General features: G+C 69.1%; 23 protein-coding genes. 16 read left to right on the top strand and 7 right to left on the bottom strand.

Annotation, left to right across the window (positions count from 1 at the left end; all coding sequences use genetic code 11):
• The 3 genes from CXY81_RS06365 to CXY81_RS06375 all read left to right on the top strand — a co-directional run.
• On the top strand, nt 1–702 hold a 702-nt coding region (locus tag CXY81_RS06365), incomplete at its 5' end, for a DUF222 domain-containing protein (protein WP_158252017.1).
• Nucleotides 703–814: 112 nt separating this feature from the next.
• Nucleotides 815–2,779 carry a M13 family metallopeptidase gene (locus tag CXY81_RS06370; protein WP_104194352.1) on the top strand — a complete coding sequence of 655 codons (1,965 nt, stop codon included), beginning with the start codon at nt 815–817 and terminating at the stop codon, nt 2,777–2,779.
• A 75-nt stretch (nt 2,780–2,854) separates the two neighbouring features.
• Nucleotides 2,855–3,757: a serine hydrolase gene (locus CXY81_RS06375; RefSeq protein WP_199182995.1), complete on the top strand. Its 903-nt coding sequence runs from the start codon at nt 2,855–2,857 to the stop codon at nt 3,755–3,757.
• Nucleotides 3,758–3,847: 90 nt separating this feature from the next.
• On the opposite strand, the gene CXY81_RS06380 is transcribed toward CXY81_RS06375, so the two are convergent.
• Nucleotides 3,848–4,081 carry a YbdD/YjiX family protein gene (locus CXY81_RS06380; protein ID WP_104099947.1) on the bottom strand — a complete coding sequence of 78 codons (234 nt, stop codon included), beginning with the start codon at nt 4,079–4,081 and terminating at the stop codon, nt 3,848–3,850.
• Nucleotides 4,078–6,372, bottom strand: coding sequence for a carbon starvation CstA family protein (locus CXY81_RS06385; protein WP_104169341.1), 2,295 nt, complete (start codon nt 6,370–6,372; stop codon nt 4,078–4,080). Before CXY81_RS06385 ends, CXY81_RS06380 begins: the two co-directional genes overlap by 4 nt.
• 164 nt (nt 6,373–6,536) lie before the next feature.
• On the opposite strand from CXY81_RS06385, the gene CXY81_RS06390 reads away from it, so the two are divergent.
• Nucleotides 6,537–7,922 (top strand): glycine--tRNA ligase, encoded by a 1,386-nt coding sequence (locus CXY81_RS06390; protein WP_104169342.1) that lies wholly within the window; start codon nt 6,537–6,539, stop codon nt 7,920–7,922.
• A 248-nt stretch (nt 7,923–8,170) separates the two neighbouring features.
• On the opposite strand, the gene CXY81_RS06395 is transcribed toward CXY81_RS06390, so the two are convergent.
• The gene (locus CXY81_RS06395; protein ID WP_104194354.1) at nt 8,171–9,235 is read right to left on the bottom strand and encodes an alcohol dehydrogenase catalytic domain-containing protein; all 1,065 of its coding nucleotides are present in this window, start codon (nt 9,233–9,235) and stop codon (nt 8,171–8,173) included.
• Nucleotides 9,236–9,293: 58 nt separating this feature from the next.
• Nucleotides 9,294–10,658: a glutamyl-tRNA reductase gene (locus tag CXY81_RS06400; protein WP_104194355.1), complete on the bottom strand. Its 1,365-nt coding sequence runs from the start codon at nt 10,656–10,658 to the stop codon at nt 9,294–9,296.
• A gap of 71 nt (nt 10,659–10,729) precedes the next feature.
• Here CXY81_RS06400 and hemE point away from each other — a divergent pair, with 71 nt between their 5' ends.
• The 12 genes from hemE (at nt 10,730) to CXY81_RS06460 (ending at nt 21,141) form a co-directional block, all read left to right on the top strand.
• Nucleotides 10,730–11,920, top strand: coding sequence for a uroporphyrinogen decarboxylase (gene hemE, locus CXY81_RS06405; RefSeq protein ID WP_104194356.1), 1,191 nt, complete (start codon nt 10,730–10,732; stop codon nt 11,918–11,920).
• Between the two features lie 28 nt (nt 11,921–11,948).
• Nucleotides 11,949–13,430: a protoporphyrinogen oxidase gene (gene hemG / locus CXY81_RS06410; RefSeq protein ID WP_104194357.1), complete on the top strand. Its 1,482-nt coding sequence runs from the start codon at nt 11,949–11,951 to the stop codon at nt 13,428–13,430.
• Between the two features lie 88 nt (nt 13,431–13,518).
• Nucleotides 13,519–13,875, top strand: coding sequence for a YtxH domain-containing protein (locus tag CXY81_RS16605; RefSeq protein WP_199180843.1), 357 nt, complete (start codon nt 13,519–13,521; stop codon nt 13,873–13,875).
• A gap of 31 nt (nt 13,876–13,906) precedes the next feature.
• On the top strand, nt 13,907–14,323 hold the full coding sequence (locus CXY81_RS06420; RefSeq protein WP_158252018.1) for a phage holin family protein: 417 nt from the start codon (nt 13,907–13,909) through the stop codon (nt 14,321–14,323).
• The gene (locus CXY81_RS06425) at nt 14,313–14,636 is read left to right on the top strand and encodes a DUF3618 domain-containing protein (RefSeq protein ID WP_104194358.1); all 324 of its coding nucleotides are present in this window, start codon (nt 14,313–14,315) and stop codon (nt 14,634–14,636) included. Before CXY81_RS06420 ends, CXY81_RS06425 begins: the two co-directional genes overlap by 11 nt.
• 69 nt (nt 14,637–14,705) lie before the next feature.
• Nucleotides 14,706–15,470, top strand: a complete 765-nt coding sequence (gene hemQ / locus CXY81_RS06430) for a hydrogen peroxide-dependent heme synthase (RefSeq protein ID WP_104194359.1) — start codon at nt 14,706–14,708, stop codon at nt 15,468–15,470.
• Entirely contained in the window at nt 15,470–16,564 is a 1,095-nt protein-coding gene (locus CXY81_RS06435; RefSeq protein ID WP_104169349.1) for a ferrochelatase, read from the top strand. The genes hemQ and CXY81_RS06435 overlap by 1 nt, the downstream gene beginning before the upstream one ends.
• A complete protein-coding gene (gene hemC, locus CXY81_RS06440) occupies nt 16,561–17,514 on the top strand; it encodes a hydroxymethylbilane synthase (RefSeq protein ID WP_104169350.1) in 954 nt (317 codons plus the stop codon). The genes CXY81_RS06435 and hemC overlap by 4 nt, the downstream gene beginning before the upstream one ends.
• Nucleotides 17,514–18,305, top strand: a complete 792-nt coding sequence (locus CXY81_RS06445; protein ID WP_104169351.1) for a uroporphyrinogen-III synthase — start codon at nt 17,514–17,516, stop codon at nt 18,303–18,305. The genes hemC and CXY81_RS06445 overlap by 1 nt, the downstream gene beginning before the upstream one ends.
• Nucleotides 18,306–18,348: 43 nt before the next feature.
• Complete coding sequence (gene hemB / locus CXY81_RS06450; RefSeq protein WP_369828346.1) at nt 18,349–19,335, top strand: porphobilinogen synthase; 987 nt, start codon at nt 18,349–18,351, stop codon at nt 19,333–19,335.
• Nucleotides 19,335–20,663: a glutamate-1-semialdehyde 2,1-aminomutase gene (hemL, locus tag CXY81_RS06455; RefSeq protein WP_104169353.1), complete on the top strand. Its 1,329-nt coding sequence runs from the start codon at nt 19,335–19,337 to the stop codon at nt 20,661–20,663. The genes hemB and hemL overlap by 1 nt, the downstream gene beginning before the upstream one ends.
• Nucleotides 20,664–20,790: 127 nt before the next feature.
• A complete protein-coding gene (locus CXY81_RS06460) occupies nt 20,791–21,141 on the top strand; it encodes a hypothetical protein (protein ID WP_104099932.1) in 351 nt (116 codons plus the stop codon).
• 170 nt (nt 21,142–21,311) lie between these two features.
• On the opposite strand, the gene CXY81_RS06465 is transcribed toward CXY81_RS06460, so the two are convergent.
• Genes CXY81_RS06465 through CXY81_RS06475 form a run of 3 tightly spaced genes read right to left on the bottom strand, consistent with a single transcriptional unit; the run spans nt 21,312 to nt 24,122 of the window.
• Nucleotides 21,312–22,328 (bottom strand): MDR family oxidoreductase, encoded by a 1,017-nt coding sequence (locus CXY81_RS06465; protein ID WP_104170037.1) that lies wholly within the window; start codon nt 22,326–22,328, stop codon nt 21,312–21,314.
• 34 nt (nt 22,329–22,362) lie between these two features.
• Nucleotides 22,363–23,205 carry an ABC transporter permease gene (locus tag CXY81_RS06470; protein WP_104170038.1) on the bottom strand — a complete coding sequence of 281 codons (843 nt, stop codon included), beginning with the start codon at nt 23,203–23,205 and terminating at the stop codon, nt 22,363–22,365.
• Nucleotides 23,202–24,122, bottom strand: a complete 921-nt coding sequence (locus tag CXY81_RS06475; RefSeq protein ID WP_104194360.1) for an ABC transporter ATP-binding protein — start codon at nt 24,120–24,122, stop codon at nt 23,202–23,204. The genes CXY81_RS06470 and CXY81_RS06475 overlap by 4 nt, the downstream gene beginning before the upstream one ends.
• Nucleotides 24,123–24,185: the final 63 nt, after the last annotated feature.

Here is a 24,185-nt window from a genome sequence, read left to right on the forward strand (position 1 = left end):
GTGCTCTCCACCTTCGACTCCATCACCGGACCCCGCCGCGGCGGAGTGCGCTTCGTCGACCCGGAACGCGCCGCCTGGGCCCAGAAAATGCAGGACGACCCGCGCAGCACCGAGCAGATCAACGCGGACTCCCTCGTGCAGCTGCTGACGATCGCCGGCGAAGCCGACCCCGGCCGGGTCTTCGGCGGACGCCGCCCGGCGGTGCGCGTGATCGTGACCGAGAAGGCTCTCACAGCCGAACCCGGCGAGCCGGGTGCCGCCGAACCCGCCGCTCACGGGCAGATCGAGGGCAACCCGGTCCCGATCTCGCAGGAAACCATCGACCGGTTGCTCTGCGAGACCGGCACCCGCGGCATCAAATTCGACGACATCGGCCAGATCATCGACGTCGGCCGTGACGAACGACTCTTCACGGAGGCACAGCGCGCCGCGATGGGAGTGCGCGATGGTGGATGCCTCTGGGTCGGCTGCGACCGATCACCGGCCTGGAGCGAAGCCCACCACATCAACGAATGGCTCACAGACAGCGGAGACACCAACCTCGCCGACGGCGTGTTGCTCTGCCACCCGCACCACCTGCTGCTGCACAACCAGCACTGGAAGATCACCCGCACGAGAACGCAATGCTGGCTGCGGCCACCGGTGGAGAACGATCCGGAGCAGACACTGATCGCACTATCGAGCAAGGCGGTGGGGCTGTAGCTCCGGGTCTCGGCGGGCTCGACCAGCGGGCCGGGAGGTCCACCGCCATCCGTGTGCACACCCGATGGGTCTCTACCAGCTCGGCCACTGTCACAGCGAATAGGGTGGAGGTATGACTGACCAGGGGACCGCATCCGGAATCGACCGCGACGAACTTGACCTCGAGGTGCGTCCGCAGGACGACCTCTTCCGCCATGTGAACGGCAAGTGGATCGCCCGCAGTGAGATCCCGGCCGACAAGGCCCGCTGGGGCTCGTTCTACCTGCTCGCCGAGGAATCGGAGAAGGCCGTCCGGGAAATCATCCTCGAAGCCCAGACCGCCGCCCCCGGCACCGAAGAGCGCAAATTCGGTGACCTCTATGCCAGCTTCCTGGACGAGGACCGCGTCGAAGAGCTCGGAGCGACCCCGCTCGCGGCCGATCTCGCCATCGTCGACGCCGTCACCTCCGTCCCCGAGCTGCTCGGCACCCTCGGCCGCCTCGAGCGCGCGGGTGTGTCCGGCGCCTTCGGTCTCTTCGTCGACAACGATCCGGGGGACCCCGAGCGCTACCTCGTCTTCGTCGAGCAGGGCGGGCTCGGCCTCCCCGACGAGTCCTACTACCGCGACGAGAAGTTCGCCGCGATCCGGGAGGCCTACCAGGCGTTCCTGACCCGGATGTTCGGCCTCGTCGGCACCCCGGATGCCGCCGGTCGCGCCGAGCGCGTGTTCCTTCTCGAAACCGAGCTCGCCACCCACCACTGGGACAAGGTGCGCTCGCGCGACAGCGAGAAGACCTACAACCTCAAGACCTGGGGTCAGGTCACCGCGCTGGCCGCCGGCGCCGACCTGCACCTTTGGCTTGACGGGCTCGACGGCCCGGCCGGTGCTCTCGACGAGGTTGTCGTGCGCCAGCCCAGCTTCGTGACCGGTCTGGCGGAGATGCTCACCGAGGACCAGCTCGAGGGTTGGAAGGACTGGCTACGGTGGCAGATCATCCGTTCCAGCGCCGCGTTCCTGTCGAGCGATTTCGTCGAGTCCAGCTTTGACTTCTACGGTCGCACCCTGACCGGCACTCCCCAGTTGCGCGAGCGCTGGAAGCGTGGCGTCTCGCTCGTCGAGGGGGCGCTCGGCGAGGCCGTCGGGCGCATCTACGTCGAGCGGCACTTCAAGCCCAGCGCGAAGGCGAGCATGGACATACTCGTGGCCAACCTGGTCGAGGCCTACCGCCGGAGCATCACCGAACTCGACTGGATGACCGCGGAGACGCGCGCCCGTGCGCTCGACAAGCTCGAGAAGTTTACCCCCAAGATCGGCTACCCGGTCAAGTGGCGGGACTACTCGACCCTTTCGGTCGACCCGGCCGACCTGATCAAGAACGTGCGCGCCACGAGCGAGTTCGAGTTTCAGCGGGAATTGGGCAAGATCGGCAACCCGCTCGACCGCGACGAGTGGTTCATGACCCCGCAGACGATCAACGCGTACTACAACCCGGGCTTCAACGAGATCGTCTTCCCGGCCGCCATCCTGCAGCCGCCGTTCTTCGACGATGCCCGCGATTCCGCCGCCAACTACGGCGCGATCGGCGCCGTCATCGGGCACGAGATCGGCCACGGCTTCGACGACCAGGGCTCGAAATACGACGGCACCGGGCTACTCACCGATTGGTGGACCGAAGATGACCGCACGGCCTTCGAAGAGCGCACCGGCTCCCTGATCGAGCAGTTCAACGCGCTCGCCCCGCATCAGGTTCCCGACCACCACGTGAACGGCGCACTCACCATCGGCGAGAATATCGGCGACCTCGGCGGGCTCTCCATCGCTTGGAAGGCCTACCTGATCTCGCTGGACGGCCAGGCGCCGCCCGTGATCGACGGACTCACCGGCACCCAGCGCTTCTTCCTCTCCTGGGCACAGGCCTGGCAGCTCAAGATGCGTGACGAGGAGGCCGTCCGCCTGCTCTCGATCGACCCGCACTCGCCCAACGAATTCCGCTGCAACCAGATCGTGCGCAACATCGACGAGTTCTATACGGCGTTCGGCGTCACCCCGGACGACGCTCTCTGGCTGGACCCGGAAAAGCGCGTTACGATCTGGTGACCTCAGCGCGACCGTAAGCCCGTGTCACCGGGGTCGAGCAGCCCGAATCTACGTAAGGACCTGCCCACTGTGGCCATGCCATCCCAGGACTCAGAGCGCCGGTCTCGCCACTCCTCGGCGCGCCGCGGCAGGCACGGCGGCGTGGACGCCACGGCGAACTTCGGCCGCGGGTTCCAGGCGCTCGGTGACCTCGCGGTCGACGGGGTGCAGGTGTCGGCCCGCGCCACCGATTTGGTCACCGGCCGGGTGCTGTTCTCCGTGGACGACCACGTGGTCATGCCCACCGCCGGCATCGGCACGGTGCTTCTGCTGATCGAGGTCGCCGCCCGGCTCCGCGACGCCGACTTCGGCGCGTACACGATCCTCGATCGCAACGTGTCCGATTCGGTCGCCGGATCCGGCCTCTGGCAGCACCTGCAGGCTCCCTCGCTGCCGATCGCCGACCTCGCTGCGCTGATCGGTGCCATCAACGACAACCTGGCCACCAATGTGCTGCTCCGCGCAGTCGGCCTGGACGCGGTGCGGACCCGCGCCGAGCAGCTCGGACTCAGCCGCACCGCCCTGCTCGACCTTGTGCGCGACCGGCGCGGTCCCGATGACGCGCCTCAGCTCTCGGTCGGCAGCGCCAAGGAGCTCACCTGGCTGTTCACGGCGCTGGCCCGGGGGGAGGTCGTCGATGCTGAGGCGAGTGAGCGCGTGCTCGGCTGGCTGTCGCTCGGCGCCGACCTGTCCATGGTCGCCAGCGCGTTCGGGCTCGACCCGCTCGCGCATCGGTCCGGAGATCACGGCCTCCTGCTGGTCAATAAGATCGGAACGGATGCCGGCGTGCGCAGTGAGATCGGCATTCTGCGCGGCCCGCGCGCCGGGGTGACCTACATGGTCTCGATGTCCTTCGCGGACACCCGCCTCTCGTCCCGGCTCGCGGTGCTCGACGGGATGCGCGCGGTCGGCCTCGACCTGCTGGAATACGTGCACTGACCGGCGTCGCCGGTGAAAACAGGAAAACAGGGCTGCCCCCGCGAAGGAATCCTTCGCGGGGGCAGCCCTGGGTGGTGGTGGCGCACCCGCTCAGCAGCACCGACCCTGGGGGTTGATGTCCTGGCGGTCAGTCTGGTCGCGCCAGAATTCGCGTTCCGTCATCATCACTGGTCCGGAGCAGGCGGCGGCATCCGGGTCATGAATCGATTCGTCATGGGCCTCATGGTGGGCCTTGTACTTGTCGTAGGCGTCTTCACCCATGACCCCCCTCATGAACCAGGCGAAGCTCTTCGCGCCGTGGCGAACACTGGCGAGCAGATTCATCGGCGGGTCGTCCTCCCTGCCTTGTCCAGCTTGGCCTGGGCGATCTGGGTGTCCCAGCGTGCGGCCAGCTTCTTCTCTTCCGGAGTGGCCACGAAGCCGGACGGGGCGAACATCTGCGACGCCACCGCGTCATCCTCGTTGGTGCCGAAGCTGCGGGTCTTGTAGGACTTCCAGGTGGCTTGCACGGCGGTGACCATCACGATGATGGCCAGCACGACGAACAGGATCGAAAGGACGCCCTGCACCATCGTGTTGCGCACGACCGCCTCCATCGCCTCGACGGTCTTCGCCGTGCCGAAGCTGGTGAGTCCCTCATCCAGAGCGTTGGAGAACGCTCGATTCTGGGCGAAGTAGCCCACGGCGGGAACGGTCGAGAAGATCTTCAGGAACGACGCGTAGATGGTCACGACGGCGGCGAAGGTCAGCGGCAGCGCCACGACCCAGAGGTACGTGAACAGCCCTCGCTTGGCCACGATCGCCAGGCAGACGGCCAGGGCGATGGCCGCCAGCAACTGGTTCGCGATTCCGAACAGCGGGAACAGGGTGTTGATGCCACCGAGCGGGTCGGTGACGCCCATCACGAGCACGGCACCCCAGGCGGCGACCATGATCCCGGTCGTGACCCAGGCGCCCAGGCGCCAGGAGGTGTTCTTGAACTTCGGGAAGAAGTTGCCGAGGCTGTCCTGCAGCATGAACCGGGCCACGCGGGTTCCGGCATCGACGGCGGTCAGGATGAACAGCGCCTCGAACATGATGGCGAAGTGGTACCAGAACGCCATCATCCCCGAGCCGCCCACAAGCTGGTGCATGATGTTGGCGAGGCCGACCGACAGGGTCGGGGCGCCACCGGTGCGGGACACGATGGTCTCCTCACCCACGTTCTTCGCGGTCTCGGTGAGCATCTCGGGGGTCAGGTTGACGCCGGTCAGGCCGAGGCTGTTCACGAATGTGACAGCACCCTCAACGGTGCCGCCGGTCAGGGCCGGCGAGGAGTTCATGGCGAAGTAGATGCCGCGGTCGATCGACAGCGCGGCGACGAGCGCCATGATGGCGACGAATGATTCCATCAGCATTCCGCCGTAACCGATGAACCGGGTCTGGCGTTCCTTCTCGATCAGCTTCGGTGTCGTGCCGGAGGCGATCAGGGCGTGAAAGCCGGACAGGGCGCCGCAGGCGATGGTGACGAAGAGGAACGGGAAGAGCGAGCCGCTCACCACGGGGCCGCCGCCGTTCACGAACTCGCTGGCGGCCGGGGCCGAGATCTCGGGGCGGACGATGATGATGGCGATTGCCAGCATCCCGATCGTGCCGATTTTCATGAAGGTGGACAGGTAGTCCCGGGGGGCCAGGAGCAGCCAGACCGGAAGGATGGCGGCCACGAAGCCGTAGACGATGATGCCGATCGCGAGGGGCAGCGGTTCAATGGCGAAGAAGGTCGAGCCCCACTCGGTGTCCGCGATCATGCCACCACCGATGATGGCGGCCAGCAGCAGGATGAAGCCGATGATCGAGACCTCGGTGACCTGGCCCGGGCGGAAGAAGCGCAGGTAGACGCCCATGAACAGGGCGATCGGAATGGTCATCGAGACCGAGAAGACGCCCCAGGGGCTGTCCGCGAGGGCGTTGACGACGACGAGGGCGAGGATGGCCACGATGATGACCATGATCGCCAGAGTCGCGACGAGGGCGGCCGTGCCGCCCACCTTGCCGAGCTCGTCCCGGGCCATCTGACCCAGGGAGCGTCCGCCGCGGCGCATTGAAAAGAACAGCACCATGTAGTCCTGCACCGCGCCGGCAAGCACGACACCGACGATGATCCAGATCGTGCCGGGCAGGTAGCCCATCTGGGCGGCCAGCACGGGGCCGACGAGCGGTCCGGCGCCGGCGATCGCGGCGAAGTGGTGACCGAAGAGAACCCGGCGGTCCGTGGCCGCGAAGTCTTTGCCATCGGCCTTGTACTCGGCCGGCGTCGCGCGCCGGTCATCGGGGTGCAGCAGGTGCTTCTGGATGTAGTTGGAGTAGAAACGGTAACCGATCAGGTACGTGCAGACGGCGGCGAAGACGAACCAGATGGCGTTGACGGTCTCGCCGCGAACGACGGCGAGCATCACCCAGCTCAGCCCGCCGAGCAGCGAGATGCCGCCCCAGATCCCGATCTTCAGGGGGGTCCAGTGGGCTTCCTCGGCGTCGTGGGTGGTCTGGTCGAGAGCAACGGGCAACAGGAGGGGATCCCGTTCCAGCTCCTCACCCCGCTTGGCTGAATCGTGTGGCGTGCGGGGCTTGGTGCCCATGATCTCTCCTTTGAGGTACCCGCAAGGACTGCGGAAATCCTTAGCAAGGCTAACAGCTTGGCGGCACCTTCCGGACGGACGCCTAAAATGGACGGAGCGCCGGGCGGCTTCTGCCTGTCCTGTGTGCTTTCCAGATCCCCCGCCCTCTCGACCATTGGAGCCCCGTGGCCGCCCTCTCCCGCCTCGATTCCGTCATCGCCCTTGCCCGCCACCGCGGGTTCGTGTTCCAGGCCGGTGAAATCTACGGTGGGTCCCGGTCCGCCTGGGACTACGGGCCGCTGGGCGTGGAGCTCAAGGAGAACATCAAGAAGCAGTGGTGGCGCTTCATGGTCACCAGCCGCGACGACGTGGTGGGCCTCGACTCCTCGGTGATCCTTCCCCGCAAGGTGTGGGAGGCATCCGGTCACGTCGAGGTCTTCAGCGACCCGCTGGTCGAGTGCACGAGCTGCCACAAGCGCTTCCGCGCAGACCACCTCGAGGAGGAATTCGAGGAGAAGAAGGGCCGCCCGCCCGAGGGCGGCATCGACGGCATCCCCTGCCCGAACTGCGGCAACCGTCATATTTGGACCGAACCGCGCGCTTTCTCCGGCCTGCTCAAGACCTACCTCGGCCCGGTCGACGACGAGGCCGGCATGCACTACCTGCGCCCCGAGACCGCGCAGGGCATCTTCGTGAACTTCGCCAACGTGCTGCAGGCTGCTCGCATGAAGCCGCCGTTCGGCATCGGCCAGATCGGCAAGAGCTTCCGCAACGAGATCACCCCGGGAAATTTCATCTTCCGTACCCGCGAGTTCGAGCAGATGGAGATGGAATTCTTTGTCGAGCCGGGCACGGATGAGACGTGGCACCAGTACTGGATCGACCAGCGCCTGAAGTGGTACACCGGCCTCGGCATCAACGTCGACAACCTGCGCCTGTTCGAACACCCGGCCGAGAAGCTCTCGCACTATTCCAAGCGCACCGTGGATATCGAGTACCGCTTCGGTTTCAGCGGCAGCGAATTCGGCGAGCTCGAGGGTGTTGCCAACCGAACCGACTTCGACCTCAGGACGCACGCGGGGGCATCCGGCAAGGATCTGTCCTACTTCGACCAGACGAAGAATGAGCGCTGGGTTCCCTACGTGATCGAGCCGGCGGCCGGACTGACCCGCTCTCTGATGGCGTTCCTGGTAGACGCGTACCACGAGGAGGAAGTGCCCAACGCGAAAGGCGGCGTCGACAAGCGCACCGTGCTGAAACTCGACCCGCGCCTGGCGCCGATCAAGGTCGCCGTGCTGCCGTTGTCCCGCAACGAGGCGCTCTCGCCGATGGCCAAGTCCCTCGCGGCGCGGCTGCGCGAGTCCTGGAACGTGGACTTCGACGACGCCGGCGCCATCGGCCGCCGCTACCGCCGCCAGGACGAGATCGGCACCCCGTACTGCGTCACGGTCGACTTCGACTCGCTCGAGGACCAGGCCGTCACCGTGCGTGACCGCGACACCATGGCGCAGGAGCGCGTGCCGCTCGACAAGCTCGACGCCTACCTGGCCGAGCGCCTCCGCGGCGCATAGCCGAGTCTGCCGGCTGGGGCCGGCCGGCTGGGGCCGGGGGTACCGCTGGCGGTACCGGTGGGGTGCTGGGGCCGGGGATACCGGTGGCGGTACCGGTGGGGTGCTAACTCAGGAGAAGTCCCGCGGGCGAGCTTCGGCGGTCCCGGAACGGCGGCACCGCGGCGACCGGACACACCGGTTTTCCTGAGTTGGCCCCACAGGTGGAGGGAGACGGATTCCTAGCGAGCCGCCACCGCTGCCGCACGAGTTCAGGGGCGGGCGAGCTCGATCAGGGTGACGCCGCCCGGCGCGGCCGGGTCGCTCATGGCGGCGAGGGCGGCGGGCGCCTCGGCCAGGCTGAGGCGGCGGCCGATCAGGTCCTGCGGGCGCAGCCGGCCGGAGGTGACCAGGGCCAGCAGGGCCGGATAGTCGCCCGCGGGCATCCCGTGGCTGCCCATCACGGTCAGTTCGCGGGCGATGACGTCGCCGAGCGGAAGCCGTGGGTCTTCCGCCAGCAATCCGATCTGGACGTGACGTCCCCGGGTTGCCAGTGAACGGATGGCGATGCCCACCGTGCTCTCCCGACCGAGCGCCTCGACGCTGACCTGCGCACCCGCACCCGCATCCGTGCCCCTGCCCGTCACCGAGCGGATCCGCGCCACCACCTCATCGTTCGAGAGCCCGGCGGAGTCCACCGTGAAGGTCGCGCCCACTCGCGCGGCCGTCTCACGGGCCGCGGCACTGATGTCCACGGCGATCACGGTCGCACCGAGCGCCGCGCCGATCATGACCGCGGAGAGACCGACGCCGCCGCAGCCGACCACGACGAGGGTCTCGCCCGCCTGCAACCGGGCCTGATGCACGAGTCCGCGATAGGAGGTGGCGAAGCGGCAGCCGAGCAGTGCGGCGGCGCCGGCATCCAGTCCCACGGGAATCGCGATCAGGTTGACGTCGGCGTTGTGCAGGGCCACCCGCTCCGCATAGGAGCCCCAGTGGGTGAAGCCGGGCTGGGTCTGGTTGCGGCAGACCTGGCCGTTGCCGTCCCGGCACTCCGGGCAGTCGCCGCAGGCGCAGACGAACGGCACGGTGACGCGCTGGCCCACGGCGAAGCGGCGCACCTCGGGCCCCACGGCGTCGATCACGCCGACGAGCTCGTGGCCCGGAACGTGCGGCAGGGCGATGCCGGCGTCGTGCCCGAGCCAGCCGTGCCAGTCGCTGCGACAGAGGCCGGTGGCCTCCACTCGCACGACGACCCCGGACGCGGACGGCACCGGGTCAGGAACCTCCCGCAGCTCGGGTACGGCACCGAACGCGTCGAACCAGACGGCTCTCACCCGCAGATCCCGGCCGTGCTGTGCACGCTCGCACCGTGCAGGGCCAGGCCGCCCACCGTCAGGATGCCACGGGGCCGATATCGGTGACCGTGGCCGCGGTCCCGGCGGCGGGCAGCTCAACCTGGATGCCGAACAGGGCATCGAGTCCGGTCAGGAATGCGGCCTGCTCGCCCGCTCGGGCCAGCTCGCGGGATCGCACCATCGGGGTGTGCAGAAGCACGCCGGCCAAGTGGCGCAGGGCCGCCTCGGTCTGCTCGCTGTTGTCGCCGCGGTTGCGCGCCCGTTCGATCTCACCGTCGAGGAGGTCGAAGACGTAGCTGCGAAGGGCCACGACGGCCGGGGCGAGGCTCTGCTCCTCGGCAACCGCGGAGAACTTGCGGGCGGCGCGGCCCACGAGCAGTCGGGCGTCGCTGGTGGCGTTGAGCTCCTCGAGCGGCGCGTGGATGCGGATGGTCTCGAGGTCGAGCAGCTCGACGCCGGCCAGGTCGGTGACGTCCGGGTCGACGTTGCGCGGCAGACCCAGGTCGATGATGAGCCGGCGCGGGATCTCGGTCGGGGCATCCGTCATCGGGCAGGAGGGCAGTGTGCGCGCTTCGGCGGCCGGGAGCTGCAGGGAGAGTGCGCGGCCCGAGTGGAGCAGGGCCGCGTCGATCACGTGGGTGTCGGCGGTCGTGCAGGTGAGGATCAGGTCGGCCTCGGCGGCTTCGATGGCGAACGCCGACTCGGCGACGGCGGTGATCTGATGCGAGGTGGCGAACTTCTGAGCGCGGCCCGAGGGGGAGTACACCCGCACGTCCTCGGCGCCGAGGTCCCGCAGCGCGGCGAGGGAAGCCCCCGCGTAACGGCCCGTGCCGACCAGGAGCACGCGGGTCTGGGCCCAGTCCGTGATGCGGCTTTCGGCCAGTTCGAGGGCCAGGCGCACGAGTGAACGCCCCGCGGCTCCGATGCCGGTGCGGTTCTTGACGCCCCGCGAGGTCTGCGACGCACGCTGGAAGAGGCGTTCGAGTTCGGGGCTGGTGGTGCGGGAGAGCCGGGCCTGCTCAAGGGAGCGGCGCACCTGGCCGGCGATTTCGCCCTCGCCGACGACCACCGATTCGAGGCCGCTCGTCACGGCGAAGAGGTGCTCGGCGACGCCGCTGCCGTGCACCAGGTCCAGGGTGTTCCGCAGAACGTCGACGGCCACGCCGGTGCTCGCACTGACGCCGTCGATGGCGGCGTGCACGGCCGAAAGTGGGGAGGAGCCGAGCGGTTCGTCGAGGTCGAGGTAGGCCTCGAACCGGTTGCAGGTGGCAACGACAACGGCACCGACCAGGGCCGGGTGCCGCTCGAGGATGCCACCCGCCGTGTCATTCGCACCGACAGACAATTTCTCCAGCACGTCAAAGCTGGAGTTCTTATGGCTGGCGGACAGGCAGATTAACACTCGATGAGTCTACGACCTGTGGCTGAGGGCCCGAATCGCCCGAGTGTCGGAAGTTTGACAGAATCAAGATAATGAACCTCGACGCGCAACACCCACTCGCAACCGGACTCACAGCCGATTCACGCCTCATCCGCGCCTACCAGGGCACCAGGCCAGACGTCACCCCCGTCTGGTTCATGCGCCAGGCCGGCCGTTCGCTGCCCGAATATCGCTCGCTGCGTGTCGGTACGCGCATGCTCGACGCCTGCCTCGACCCGGAGATGGCGAGCGAAATCACGCTGCAGCCGGTGCGCCGCCACAACGTCGACGCCGGCATCCTCTTCAGCGACATCGTCATCCCGCTCAAGCTCGTGGGCGTCGACGTCGAGATCGTCGCAGGCACCGGCCCCGTCCTCGGCACGGCCGTGCGCACGGCGAAGGATGTCGCGGAGCTCACTGCTCTCGACCCTGCCGTGCTTGAGGGGAACCTCGCCCCGATCACCGCGGCGGTCGCGCGCACCGTCGCCGAGCTCGGCTCGACGCCGCTGATCGGATTCGCCGGGGCCCCGTTCACGCTGGCGGCCTATCTCGTGGAGGGCGGCCCGTCGAAGGACCACATCAACGCCCGCACGCTCATGCATGCGGACCCCGACGCCTGGGCCACCCTGATGGAGTGGACGGCCGAGGTCACCGGACGATTCCTGCGCGCGCAGGTTCTGGCCGGCGCCAGCGCCGCCCAGCTATTCGACTCCTGGGCCGGCGCGCTCTCGCTGGCCGACTACACGCGCTTCGTCGCTCCTGCCTCCACCGCGGCGATCGCCCACGTGCGCGACCTCACCTATGGCGAGGGCGCCGCGGGCACAGATGCCGAGGGCGTCGCATCCGTGCGCCGCAACGTGCCCGTCGTGCACTTCGGAGTGGGCACGGGCGAGCTGCTCAGGGAGATGCACGGGGTGGGCGCCGACGTCGTCGGAGTCGACTACCGGGTGCCGCTCGATGAAGCCAACCGTCGCCTCGGCGGACTGGTCCCGGTGCAGGGCAACGTCGATCCGGCGCTCCTCGCGGCACCGTGGCCGGTGCTCGAAGCGCATGTCCTCGACGTGCTCGAGCGTGGGCGCACGGCACCGTCCCACGTGCTGAACCTGGGCCACGGCGTTCCGCCGATGACCGACCCGAACGTGCTGACTCGCCTGGTGGCCTTCGTGCACGAGGTCACCGCGGTCTCCGCCGGCCCGGCCGGCGCCGTCCCGGAAGCCCCGGCCGCCGCGCCGTCCGCGTCCTGACAATCGCACGCAGGCTCAGGGGGCGCGAATGAAAGACGTCATCGTCATCGGTGGAGGGGTGGCGGGCCTGATCGCCGCCCGAGCCTGCGCGCGGGTCGGACTCAGCGTGACCGTGCTCGAAGCCACCGGTGTGCCGGGCGGAGCACTCGGCAGCCACCAAGTTGCCGGCCTCACCCTCGACAGCGGTGCCGAGAGCTTCGCCGTGCGGCGCGACGCGGTGGCCGAGTTCATCGCCGACCTCGGCCTGTCCGACGAGGTTGTCGCGCCGAACCCCGCCGGCGCGTGGCTGCACCTGCCCGACGACCGCGTGCCGAATGGTTCGGTCAGCGTTCCGCTGCCCAAGGCCGGCGTGCTCGGCATCCCCGGTTCTCCGCTCGCCGACGACGTGCGCCGCGTGATCGGCTGGAGTGGCGCCTGGCGCGCCTACGCGGACCGGCTGATGCCGGTGTTGACGATCGGCCGGGAACACAGCCTGGGTGAACTCGTGCGCAAGCGCATGGGGCGCCGCGTGCTCGAACGGCTCGTCGAACCCGTGACCGCCGGGGTGTACTCGTCCGCGGCCGACGATCTCGAGATTGACGTCGTGGCCCCGGGCCTCAACTCTGCCCTCACGGTGACGGGTTCGCTCTCCGGGGCCGTGCTGTCGTTGCGCTCCGGCGCCCCGGCGGGCTCGAACGTGGCCGGGCTCCGCGGCGGCATGTTCCGGCTCGTGACCGCTCTGGTGGCCGACCTCGTGCACTTCGGCGCCGAGATCGTGACGGATGCCCCGGTCACCGCATTGCAGCGCTCCGGCACCGAGGACGCGCCCACCTGGACGGCCACCTGCGCGGCACCGGACACGGCGGCGGACGCAGACGCCCCGGCAGCCCCGGCGCCGGAGACCACCCTCGACGCCCGCTTCGTGATCATCGCGACTCCAGGCGCGCAGGCGCTCGGCCTACTGGCCGGCCTGAGCCCGGCCCATGCGGCGCTCGCCGAACTCGACTGGCCGCAGCCGACGGCGATCGAGCTGGCCACGATCGTCATCGACGCCCCGGAGCTCGACCTGCACCCGCGCGGCACCGGCGTGCTGGTCGCGGCCGCGACCCCCGGGGTCACCGCCAAGGCGCTCACCCACGTGACCGCGAAGTGGGAGTGGCTGGCCGAGGCCGCCGGACCGGGCCGACACGTCATCCGTCTGTCCTACGGTCGCGCCGGCCAGGACAGCCCCACCGCCGGTCTCCGCGATGACGAGCTCCTCGCGCTGTCCCTGGCGGACGCTCGCACGATCCTGGGCGTCAATCTCGACGCGACCGCCGTGCGGGGTTTCGCGCGCACGGTCTGGGGCGATGCCCTCTCGCCCGCGACCGTCGGCGCGCCCGAGCGGGTCGACCAGGTGCACGAGGTCGTGGCCGCCACCCCGGGACTCGAACTCACGGGTGCGTGGCTCGCCGGCACCGGCCTGGCCTCGGTGATCCCGGATGCCGTCGCCGCGGCCTCCCGCACCCGGCACGAGGCCCTCGGCATCTGATCACCGGGTCACCGGCCGCGCCGACCTGCTCTTATCCCTAATGGGGGATACTCTGAGGGATACGTGCACCTTGAGGAATGGAGTGACAATGCGGGGAAAACTTCTGTTCATCACGGGTGGACTCGTCGGATACGTCCTCGGCGCGCGCGCCGGGCGCAAGCGCTACGACCAGATCGTGGCCGCGGCAGACAACCTATGGAACGCGCCGCCCGTTCAGCGCCGGGTGAACGAGGCCCGCGACTTCGCGCTCGAGCGGGTCGGGGATGTGCCGTCGGCACTCCTCGAGACCGGCAAGAAGATCGCCTCGGCCCTGCAGTCCAAGGCGTCCAAGACGTCCGGGACCAGTTACACCGTGCCGACGCCGACGCCGACGCCGACGCCGACGCCGGCGACCGCAGCGCCGGCCGCACCGACGACGTTCGCCGACGACACCATCACGAAATAATCACCGCGACACTCCGAACGAAGGGGAAACTGTGAGAAACAGCGAATTCAACCCGAAGAGCCGGAAATCGACGTTCGACCTTCTCGGTGAGCTGCCCGGTCAGATCATCGCTCTGGTCAAGGCCGAACTCGAGGCGGCTAAGGCGGAGTTCGCCGGTAAGGCCAAGAACATCGGGCTGGGCATCGGGCTCTTCGTCGGGGCGGCCCTGTTCACGTTCTTCGCGGCTCTGGTGCTGGTCGCCCTCGCGGTCATCGCGCTTGCCCTCGTCCTGCCGCTCTGGCTCGCGACCCTGATCGTGGCGGTCGCCCTGTTGCTGCTCGCGCTCCTATTGGGGCTGATCGGCAGAAACCGGCTGCAGGCCGGAACGTCATCGGATCCGGACGGCGTGACGGAAAGCATCCGTCGCGACGTCGACGCCCTCAAGGGAGTTGGCAAATATGAGCACTGAAGTGAACACGACGACACATGAGGCCGTCCGCGGGAGCGTCGAAGCTGTCACGGTTGTGGCCGTTCCGCGCACCAAGACCGAGTTGCGCGCCGAGGCCGCCCGTGCCCGCGTCGAACTCGCGCAAACGCTCGACGCGATCGAGTACAGGCTCAACGTGCCGAGGCAGTTGCGCGTGCGCTCGCGCCTGGTCAACGTGCGCCTGCGCGAACTCGGCGAGAAGAATCCCCTCGCACTGGCCGGCATCGTCCTGGGCGCGGCCACGGCCGCGGTGGGCGCCGTCTGGCTCGGTGTCAGGGCCGTGCAGCGCCGCTGAGGCCAACGGAAGCCGGTACCCGACCGCGCAGTTTTGGCTCTCGCGGCAAAGGAGTAGAGACTAGTAGTTATGACTCACCCGGCTGCCGGAGAGGCAGTAAACCCACCTCACTCCACCACCTCTGCCGAGACCCACGGAACGACTGACGCGCCAGACGCGTCGCCGCAGGGTTTCACGCTCTTCGCTGTGCTGCGCAAAGATCCGAGCAACCCGGACGACCTCGACGGCCACGATGTGCCCCGAGCCGTCCTGGAGCTCGACGACGTCATCGGTCTGGTTGAGGCCGAGGGCGTCACCGTCCGCGGCTTCTACGACGTCTCCGGGCTCCGCGCCGACGCCGACGTGATGATCTGGACCCACGCACCGGACGCCGAGACCCTGCAGTGGGCCCACCGCCAGCTGCGTCGTAGCCGCCTCCTCAAGAGCCTCCTGCCGACCTGGAACGCCATGGGCGTGCACCGCGACGCCGAGTTCAACAAGAGCCATGTGCCTGGGTTCCTGCGCGGAGTGGAGCCGAAGGGCTGGCTGACCCTCTACCCGTTCGTGCGCAGCTACGAGTGGTACCTGCTGCCGGAGGCCGAGCGCAGCGCCATGCTCGCCGACCACGGCCGCAAGGGCGCGGCCTTCCGCGGAGCCATCGCCAACACCGTCTCCTCGTTCGCCCTCGGCGACTACGAGTGGCTGCTGCCGATCGAAAGCGACGAGCTCACCGAGCTCGTCGACCTGATGCGCGAACTGCGCAACACCGAGGCGCGCCGCCACGTGCGCGAAGAGGTCCCGTTCTACACCGGCCGCCGCATCTCGACGGCCGAACTGGTGGAGGTTCTGCAGTAATGACTACCTACGATGCCATCCTGCTCGCCGGCTTCGGCGGCCCCGAGGGTCAGGACGATGTGATCCCGTTCCTGCGCAACGTCACCGGCGGGCGCGGCATCCCCGAGGAGCGCCTCGAAGAGGTCGCCAAGCACTACCGCCACTTCGGCGGGGTCAGCCCGATCAACGACCAGAACCGTGTGCTTCGCGCCGCGCTCCAGGCCGAACTCGAACGCCGCGGCATCGACCTGCCCGTGCTCTGGGGCAACCGCAACTGGGCACCCTACCTGCGCGACACCATCAGCGAGGCCAACGACAACGGCCAGACCCGGCTCCTGGCCATCGCCACGAGCGCCTACAGCTCCTACTCCGGCTGCCGCCAGTACCGCGAGGACTTCGCGGCCGCGCTGACCGCGACCGGGCTGGAGGGCGTGGTGCACATCGACAAGGTGCGCCAGTTCTTCGACCACCCCGGATTCGTCACCCCGTTCGTGACCGCCCTCCAGAAGGGGCTCGCGGATGTCGCGGCCCAGGTCCCCGGAATCGACCTGGCCACCGAGGTCGAAATCCTGTTCTCGACCCACTCGATCCCGATGACCGACGCCAACAAGAGCGGCCCGGCCGAGCGCGGCTTCGGCGAGGGCGGCGCCTATGCGGCGCAGCACCTCGCCGTCGCCCAGAAGGTCATGGTCGGGGTGGACACCCCGTGGCAGCTGGTCTTCCAGTCCCGCAGCGGGCCGCCCACCATGCCGTGGCTCGAGCCCGACATCAACGACGCCATCGCGTTGCTGCCGGAGCGGGGCATCCGTGCCATCGTCATCGTGCCGCTCGGCTTCGTCAGTGACCACATGGAGGTCATGTGGGACCTCGACAACGAGGCCACCGAGACCGCCGGGGACCTCGGCCTGGTGTCCGTGCGGGTGCCGACGCCCGGCGTCGACCCGGCCTTCGTGAGCGGGCTCATCGACCTGGTTGAGGAGCGCATGAACGACACCCCCGCCGACGCTCGTCCGCACGAGACCGACCTCGGACCCTGGTACGACGTCTGCCGCCCCGGTTGCTGCGAGAACGTGCGCCTGGGCTTCAAGCCGGCCGTCGCCGGGATGGCTCCGTGAGCCTGATCCGCGTCGGAACCCGTGGCAGCGCGCTCGCCCTGGCGCAGACCACTGCGATTGCGAACCGCATCGCGACCGCGTCCGGCTCCGAGGTCGAAATCGTCACGGTCACGACGCACGGCGACACCTCCCGCGAGTCTCTGTCAAGCCTGGGCGGCACGGGCGTCTTCGCCAGCGCCCTGCGGGAGTCGCTCCTGGCCGAAGAATGCGACGTCGTCGTGCATTCCTTCAAGGATCTGCCGACGGCCGCCTACCCGGGCCTCCGAATCGGCGCCACCCCGAAGCGTGCGGATGCGCGCGACGTGCTGTGCGCCCGCGATGGGCTGAACCTGACCACGCTGCCCGAGGGCGCGCGAGTCGGCACAGGGTCACCGCGCCGGGCCGCCCAGCTGCGATCGCTGCGCCCGGACCTGGACGTCGTGGACATCCGTGGCAACGTGGAGACCCGTCTGAACCGTGTGGCCGAGGGCGACCTCGACGCCGTCGTGCTCGCCGCCGCGGGCCTCAGCCGGCTGGCGCTGCTCGAGTCCGTGGACGGCGAATACCTGGAACTGTCGGATTGGCCGACCGCACCCGGTCAGGGCGCGCTCGCGCTCGAGGTGCGCGACGGGAAGCTCGACCGTACTCTCGCCACGGCCCTCACTGCGATCAATCACTCGACCAGCCAGACCACCGTCATGGCCGAGCGTCTGGTGCTGGAGCGGCTCGAAGCCGGCTGCGCCGCGCCCATCGGCGCCATGGCCGCGATCGACGACGGGCTCCTGTTCCTCACCGCCACGGTGTACAGCCCGGACGGCTCCCGCAGCGTCGTGAGCTCCCATGCCGCCACCCCCGACTCCCACTCCATTGCGCACCTGGCCGAAGCCGCGCAAGACGTGTCCAACCGTGTTTCGTGTGACCTACTCGCCGGCGGCGCTGCTGACTTCGCCCCGATGAAGGTGACTTCGTGATGAACTCGCGCTACAAGACGAAAACCAGCCTCGTCAAGCCGCTCACCGGCTGGCGGGTCCTCGTGCCGCGCGGCGGCCCGTGGGGCGACCACGTCGCCGCCGACCTGCGTTCCAAGGGCGCCCAGCCGATCGTGGCCCCCATGATCAACTTCGCCCCGACCGACGACGCCCCCGCGCTCGAGGCCGCCCTGGCACGCCTCGCGGCGGGCGACTTCGACTGGATGACCGTGACCAGCGCCACGACCGTCGACGTTCTGTCGTCGCACCGTGCCGTCGTGGCCGCGTCCACGCGCATCGCGGCGGTCGGCGAGACAACGGCCGCGGCCCTGATCGCGGCCGGTTACCGGGTCGACATCGTCCCCTCCGAAGACAACTCGGCTCGCGGACTCCTCGAGGAGTGGGAAACGGCCACCTCGGGCCAGGTGCCGCTGCGCATCCTCACTCTCCGCTCGGAAATCGCCAAGCCGCTGCTGACCGAGGGGCTGCGCCGGATCGGCCACGACGTCGAATCGGTCGTCGCATACCGCACCATCGGCGTCCCGGTCGACCAGAGCGTCGTCGCGGACGTCGCGGCCGGCACTGTCCAGGCCCTGCTCGTCACCTCCGGAAGCGTGGCGCAGCAGGTGCAGGACCAACTCGGGCCGATCCCCGAATCGACCGTGGTGGCCTGCATCGGGCCGCGCACGGCGCGGGATGCGGCGGCCATCGGCCTGCGCGTAGACGTCGTGGCCGACTCGCCCAGCGCCGAGTCCTTGATCCAGGCCCTGGTGCACGTCGCCCAGTCCCGCTGACGGTTCGCGCACGCCCGGCCCGGCGACGTAGGGTTGACGGGTGATAAACCCCGTCATCCGCCCGCGACGGTTGCGCACCACTCCCGCGCTCCGCCGCCTGGCCAGCGAAATCCGTCTGCACCCCTCCGAATTGGTTCTTCCGATGTTCGTGCGGGAGGGCAGCGGCGACCCGATGCCGATCCAGTCGATGCCCGGGGTGGTTCAGCACACCATTGACAGCGCCCGACGGGCGGTGACCGAGGCCGCGGAAGCGGGCATCGGCGGCGTCATGCTCTTCGGGGTGCCGACCGTGCGCGACGCCGTCGGCTCCGGGGCGACCGATCCCGACGGCATCCTCAACGCCGCCACCCGCGCGCTGGCCGACGAGGTCGGCGACGCCCTCGTCGTGCAGACCGACCTCTGCCTCGACGAGTTCACCGACCACGGCCACTGCGGATTGGTCGGCGCAGACGGCAGCGTCGACAACGATTCCACCCTCGAGCGCTACTGCGACATGGCGCTCGTGCAGGCGGCCTCCGGCTCGCAGCTGCTCGGCCTGAGCGGAATGATGGACGGCCAGGTTGCCGCCGTGCGCCAAGCGCTCGACCAGAACGGCTACGTCGATACGGCCGTGCTCGCCTACTCGGCCAAGTACGCCTCGGCCTTCTACGGTCCCTTCCGCGACGCGGTGGAGTCAACCCTCGACGGTGACCGGCGCAGCTACCAGCTCGACCCGGCGAACCGCCGGGAGGGCGTGCGCGAGGCCCGGCTCGACATCCAGGAGGGCGCCGACATCGTGATGGTGAAGCCCGCCGGCAGCTATCTCGACGTGCTCGCCGAGGTCGCCGCCGTCAGTGACGTTCCGGTCTGGGCCTACCAGGTGTCCGGTGAATACGCGATGATTGAGGCCGCAGCCGCCCACGGCTGGATCGACCGCCGCCGGGCCGTCGAGGAGTCCGTGCTCAGCATCCGTCGCGCCGGAGCGGACGCCGTGCTCACCTACTGGGCGGTCGAACTGGCCACCTGGTTCAACGAAAGACAGGCCCGATGATGTCCCGCAACGACGATCTTTTCGCCCGCGCGCAGCGCGCCATCCCCGGCGGAGTGAACTCACCCGTTCGGGCCTTCCGGTCGGTCGGGGGAACCCCGCTGTTCCTGGTTAAAGCGAAGGGCGCCTACGTCACCGACTCGGACGGGCGTGAATACGTCGACCTGGTCAGCTCCTGGGGCCCGGCCATCCTCGGCCACGCCCACCCGGAGGTCGTGCAGGCGGTGCAGGATGCCGCCGCGCTCGGACTGTCCTTCGGTGCCTCTACGCCCGGCGAGACCATCCTGGCCGAACTGATCGAGGAACGCGTCGGCGCGGTCGAGAAGCTGCGCCTGGTCTCGACCGGCACCGAGGCCACCATGACGGCCATCCGTCTGGCCCGCGGTTTCACCGGTCGTGACCTGCTGATCAAGTTCGCCGGGCATTACCACGGTCACTCGGACGGACTGCTGGCTCAGGCAGGGTCCGGCCTGGCCACGTTGGCCCTGCCCGGCTCGGCCGGGGTCACGGCAGCGACGGCCGCGCAGACCCTCGTGCTGCCTTACAACGACCTGGATGCCGTACGAGTCGCCTTCGAGGCGCACCCGGGCCGGATCGCCGCCGTGATCACCGAGGCGGCGGCGGCGAACATGGGTGTCGTGGCTCCCGACGCCGGCTTCAACGCCGCGCTCACCGCCCTCGCGCACGAGCAAGGCGCGCTCCTGATCATCGACGAGGTCCTCACCGGCTTCCGGGTGCATCCGGCCGGCTACTGGGGACTGGACACCATGGGCCAGGGGCAGGCGGACTACACGCCGGACCTGTTCACCTACGGCAAGGTCATCGGCGGAGGCCTGCCGGTGGCGGCCCTCGGTGGTCGCGCCGACGTGATGGACTTCCTGGCTCCGAATGGCCCGGTCTACCAGGCCGGCACGCTCTCCGGGAACCCGGTGGCGGTCGCCGCCGGCATCGCCACCTTGCGGGCCCTGGACGAGAGCGTCTACGAGCGCATCGACGCCACCGCGCTGCTGCTCTCCGAGGCCGTCTCCGCCGCCTTCTCGGCCGAGGGCGTCGCGCACAGCGTGCAGCGGGCCGGCAACCTGTTCAGCTTCGTATTCGGTGCCGAAGCCGCCGCCAGCGCGCCTCGGAACTACGCTCAGGTGCAGCGCCAGGAGACGTTCCGCTACGGTCCGTTCTTCCACTCCATGCTGGATCAGGGCGTTTCGCTGCCGCCGTCCGTGTTCGAGGCCTGGTTCGTCTCCAACGCCCACGACGAGAGCGCGGTCGGCTGGATCCTCGACGCCCTCCCTGCCGCAGCGAAGGCCGCGGCCGCCGCGACCCCGCAGGTGTGACCCGCAGGTGTGACCCGCAGGTGTGACCCGCAGGTGTGACCCGCAGGTGTGACCCGTACACCCGGGAGTTATTCCTTTGTGAGGTTCCGACAGGTGGATTTCGTCCCGGAACAGGCAGACTAGACGCATGGCTTCCCTCCGCGTTCACCCTGACCGGCTTGAGATCCACCTCACGAAAGCGGAGAAGACCCTCGCCCTGCGGCGCGAGGACATCGTCGTACCGCGGGGGAACATCCGTTCGGTGACGATCACGGATGACCCGTGGATCTGGATCCGCGGGATCCGTTCTCCCGGGGTGGGCCTGCCGCTGGTGGTCGCGGTGGGCACCTGGAAGTTCCGCGGCGGCAAGGACTTCCTGGCGATCAAGCGCAAGCGCCAGGCGGTCGTGATCGACCTCATTGACGATGAGTTCTCCCGGGTGATCCTGACCACCAACCACGCCCCGGACCTGATCGCGTCGCTCAAGCTCGGCGGTTGACCGTCCCACTGGTCGAGCACGTCCGCTGTCGAACCGATTCGACGGAGATTTTACCGATTCCGGACTGAAACGGATGTTTAGGGCCTGTTTTGAGCAAAATCTCCGTCGAGTTCGTTCGGGACGACGTTGAGCCGCAGCCGCAGCCGCAGCCGCAGCCTCGGAGACGCGTGCTATCGGCGCACGTCGACGACGGTGCGACCGTGCATGATGCCCGCGAGGATGCCCGCGGCGGCACTGAAGCTCGCCTCCAGCGGGATCACCTGGGTGAGCTGGTCGAGCAGGCTCAGGTCGAGGTCCGTGGCGAGGCGCTGCCAGGCCTCTTCGCGCTGGGCGAGCGGAGCCTCGACCGAATTGATCCCGATCAGGCTGACGGCGCGCAGGATGAAGGGCATGACCGTGGCCGGAAGGTCGGCCCCCTGGGCCAGGCCGCAGGAGGTGACCACTCCGCCGTAGTTCGTCTGGGCGAGGACGTTGGCGAGGGTGGCGCTGCCGACCGAATCGACGGCCCCGGCCCAGCGCTGGCCCTGCAGCGGTTTGCCGGCCTCGCTGAGGGTGCGGCGATCGACGAGTTCGACGGCGCCGAGCCCGCGCAGGTAGTCCCCGAGCTCGTCGATGCGGCCGGTTGACGCGTGCACCTGGAAGCCGCGGGCGGCGAGCAGTGCCACGGCAACACTGCCGACCCCGCCGGCCGCGCCGGTCACGAGCACGGCACCGGATTCCGGTGTGACTCCACCCCGTTCGAGGCCAAGCACGGACAGCATGGCGGTCAACCCGGCCGTGCCGATCGCGGCGGCCCGTACGGCGTTGATACCGTTCGGCAGCCGCACCAGGGAGCCCCCCGACACGCGGGCCCGTTGGGCCAACCCGCCGTGGTGCGTCTCGCTCAGGCCGGCCCCGTTGAGGATGACCTGGTCTCCGGCCGACCAGCGCGGGTCGGCGCTCTGCTCGACCGTTCCGACCAGGTCGATCCCGGCGATCAGGGGCCAGGCGCGCACGACCCCGGGGCGGCCCATCAGGGCGAGCCCGTCCTTGTAGTTGATGCTTGAGTACTCGACCGCGATGGTGACGTCGCCGGCCATCAGGAAGCCGTCGTCAACCACGCGGAGGGCCGCGCTCTGCGTCTTCCGGCCCTCGGCATTTTCGATGCGGTCGACGACGATGGCCCGGAACTCAGTCTCAATACCCATGCGTCGAGACTACGCGGGCGCTCGGGTCAGGTGGTCAGGTGACGTCGCGCTTCCAGCTGACCGCATAGCCGATCACGGTCGCGGCGAGCATGTAGGCCAGGAGGACGAGCCCGCCTTGCCACCACTCGAGCAGCGCCGCCGGGGTGCCTCCCGGCGCGGCGAGGGTGAAAAAGCTCGCGCCGACCAGGGCATCGGAGGCGGCCCCCGGCAGGTAGTTGCCGATCCCTCGCGTCACGTCGGTGAACAGGGATGCGAAGCGCAGCAGCGGTTCGACGAACTGGGTGAAGGCGAGCACGATGACGATCGACGCCACCTGGCTATGCACGAGCACGCCGAGGCCCACACCGATGGTCGACCAGATGGCCATGGCGAGCACCGTGCGGCCGATCAGCGCCCAGGTAGCGCTATCGGCCAGCAGCGGGTCGACGTCGAACGCGTTGATGACGAGCGCGCCGACGCCGACGGATGCGAGCAGCGCGACGACCCCGAAGACCGCGCCGACCACGAAGAGAGTGATCGTCTTGGCCCCGAGCACCTGGGCCCGCCGGGGATTGGCGAGGAACGTGGGGGTGAGGGTCTGGTGCCGGAATTCGCCCGTGGTGGCGAGGGCCCCGAGCAGAACCGGGAAGACATAGCCGACGGATGACGCGAAGCTGTAGATCAGGGGTGGGAGGCTGCCGAACCCGGCGAGTCCCTGGGATCCGGTACCGGCGGCATCCGGGCTGATCGCGCCGCTCTCGATCCCCGCGAACAGCGCCGAGAGGCCGCCGGCGAGCAGGGCGATATAACCGAACATGACCGCGGCGAGGACCCACCACAGGCGCGTTGTGCCGAGCTTGGCGAACTCGGCGCCGAGGGCGCGGCTGAAGGACGTCATCGCGACTCGCCTCCGCTTCCGTTTGCGTTGCCGTTCACGAGGGCGAGGAAGGCCTCCTCGAGCCCCTTCCTCTCCCGGTGCAAAGCGCTGAGTTCCACGCCGGCCGAGAACGCGATGTGGCCGATCAGGGCCGGGTCGGGCGCAGCGGCGAACAACCCGGTGCGCCCGGTGGAAAACTCGATGCCGGCCTGGCTGAGGGCGGCCTCAAGAGCCGTGCGGTCGGGGGAGTCGACCAGGATGCGCGGCGCCGCCTCGGTCTCGAGGCTCGACAGGGTGCCTCGGTGCACGAGAGCTCCGTCGGCGATGATGATCACGTCGTCGACGCTCTGCTGCACCTCGGAGAGCAGGTGGGAGCTGACCAGGACCGTGCGCCCCTCATCGGCCATGGTGCGGAGGAAGCCGCGGATCCATTTGATCCCCTCCGGGTCGAGCCCGTTGATCGGCTCGTCCAACACGAGCACGCCGGGGTCGCCGAGCAGGGTGAAGGCCAGGCCGAGCCGCTGCCGCATGCCGAGCGAGAAGCCGCCGACACGCTGGGCGCCGTGTGCGCCGAGGCCGACCGTGTGCAGCACCGCGTCGATGCGGGCGGAGGGCAGCCCCGCCGCGATGGCGTAGACCGCCAGGTGGTTCCGGGCACTGCGGCCGGGATGGAAGCTGGCTGCCTCCAGGGCGGCCCCGACGGTCTGCAGCGGGCGCGGCAGGTCACGGTAGCGGATGCCGTCGATGGTGGCCGTGCCGGACGTGGGCGTGACCAGCCCGAGCAGCATGCGCAGCGTGGTGGTCTTTCCGGCGCCGTTGGGGCCGAGAAAGCCGGTGACCCGGCCGGGCTCCACGGTGAAGGACAGGTTGTCCACCGCGGTGACGCTGCCGAACGTCTTGGTGATGTTGCTGAACTCGATGACCGCGCCGACCGGCATCCGTTCCCCCTTCGTTGCTGGTAGTCCCTCGCTGATAGTCGTTCGCTGGGATCTGGTTCCAGC

This window comes from Cryobacterium sp. M25, from assembly GCF_002929635.1.
GTDB classification, from domain to species: domain Bacteria; phylum Actinomycetota; class Actinomycetes; order Actinomycetales; family Microbacteriaceae; genus Cryobacterium; species Cryobacterium sandaracinum.